Origin of the sequence: Streptomyces viridosporus (assembly GCF_002078235.1) — a bacterium.
GTDB classification, from domain to species: domain Bacteria; phylum Actinomycetota; class Actinomycetes; order Streptomycetales; family Streptomycetaceae; genus Streptomyces; species Streptomyces viridosporus.
This window is the reverse complement of sequence record NZ_MSGP01000878.1, coordinates 1-1,619: the sequence shown is the minus strand read 5'-3', so window position 1 is coordinate 1,619 and position 1,619 is coordinate 1. Positions and strand designations below refer to the sequence as shown.

Sequence of the window (1,619 nt, the reverse complement as noted above, 5' to 3'; positions counted from 1 at the left end):
GGAGACGCGGGTGGGCCGGGCGCCGCCTTCTGCAGCGGCAGGGCGACGAGGACGGCGACGGCGCACGACAGTCCGACCCCGACCGCGGCGCGGGCCAGTCGGCGGCGCGCCGCGCGGCGGCGGATCTCCTCGAACCTGCCAGGGGGCGGGCCGAGATACTCGGGGGCGGGTTGCAGGAGGACGACAAGAGGATCGCCGGGTTCGAAGTCCGGGCCGTCGTCAGAGTGTGTGATCAAGGCTTCTCCTCAGGTGGGCGCGGAGCAGTTCCCGGGCCGCGTGGAGGTCCGCTTTGAGGGTTCCTTCCTTGCGTCCGGTCACCACGGAAATCTCCCGGATCGACAGGTCGGCGTAATAGTGCAGCAGGATCGGGACGCGCAGTCGTTCCGGCAGTGACCGCACCAGCAGGCGCACGGATGGATCGGCCTGTTCGGCGTGCGGGCGCACGGCGGCTTCGGTGGTGAAACGGTGGACGGCTCTGCGCTCGCGCTCGATTTTGCGCCAGTGGTCCCGGACGAGGTTGGCCGCGGTGACGTAGAGGAAGCCCCGGGGCTCCGCCACGGACGTCCAGCGGGCCCACAGCCGGGTGAACGCCTCCGAGGCGATCTCGTGGGCCGTCTCGTCGTCGTCGACCAGCCGGCGGCACCAGCCGGCGAGGCGCGGGTAAAGGGCGGCGAACAGCTCGGAAGCCGCCTTCTCACGGGACCGTTTCAATGCTCTCCATCGTCGTGGTGGTACCGGTGTGGCGGTATCACTCGCGGGAAACGGTCCCGGGTCGGCGGCGCACGGTCCGCCGGCCCGGGACCCTGGTTGCGGATCAGGGACTCGCGGAGCTCAGCGCGGCGAAGACGATCACGTTGTCGCGGTACCGGTCACCGGTACGCGGGCCACCGCACGTGATGAGCCGCAGCTCCGGCCGGTTCACGTCCCCGTAGACCGCGTCCGTCGGGAAGTCGGCCTTGGCGACGGTTCGGATCGAGTCGACGGTGAACACCGCCGTCGTGCCGTTCTCCAGGCGGGCCACGATCCGGTCGCTGCGGTGCAGTCGCGCGAGGTGGCGGAAGACGCCGTCCCCATGGGTCCCGACCGTGACGTGACCGAGGATCACCGACGGGCCGAGCTGGCCCGGCGTCGGTGAGTGCCGGTACCAGCCGGCCCGGTCGTGAGCCGTGACCGGGGGAACCTGCACCGTGCGATCCGGAGCCAGCCCCAGTCGTATGACCGGTGTGTCGACCCCGATGGCCGGAATCTCCAAACCGACCGGGATCGAACGCCCGAGGGCCCGCGTCGCCTTCACGGAGGGCCGTGAAGACGGTGGTGCGCCGCCGGGGCGTTCGACCGTGGCCCGACCGGAGGGGTGGCCGCCGCAGCCGACGAGCAATGAGGCCGTCGCCGCGGTGGCGAACGCGCGCCTGGAGAGCGACGTCATGCTTCGGACGCCCGCCGGCGCCGTACGAGGAAGACCGCCGCGCCGCCGGCGGCGAGCACTGCGGCGGCACCCCCGCCGATCAGGCTGCCCCCGGCTTCGGTCTGCGCCGACGTCGGCGCCACACCGGTGTCGGGCGCTCCCCTGGGCACGACGGTGACCGCGCCCGGGCTCGGCGCGTCGCTCTCGGCTGGGG

The 1,619-nt window shown here is 72.5% G+C and carries 2 protein-coding genes and 2 pseudogenes; all 4 read right to left on the bottom strand.

Annotation, left to right across the window (positions count from 1 at the left end; genetic code table 11):
* A pseudogene (locus B7L92_RS38380) lies at nt 1–236 on the bottom strand (hypothetical protein); the annotation flags it as partial.
* Nucleotides 220–711 (bottom strand): RNA polymerase sigma factor, encoded by a 492-nt coding sequence (locus B7L92_RS38375; protein WP_081241666.1) that lies wholly within the window; start codon nt 709–711, stop codon nt 220–222. The gene B7L92_RS38375 and the pseudogene B7L92_RS38380, both read right to left, overlap by 17 nt.
* A gap of 103 nt (nt 712–814) precedes the next feature.
* A complete protein-coding gene (locus B7L92_RS38370) occupies nt 815–1,426 on the bottom strand; it encodes a class F sortase (RefSeq protein ID WP_081241665.1) in 612 nt (203 codons plus the stop codon).
* Nucleotides 1,423–1,619 (bottom strand): annotated as a pseudogene (locus B7L92_RS41745) (sortase-dependent protein); the annotation flags it as partial. The gene B7L92_RS38370 and the pseudogene B7L92_RS41745, both read right to left, overlap by 4 nt.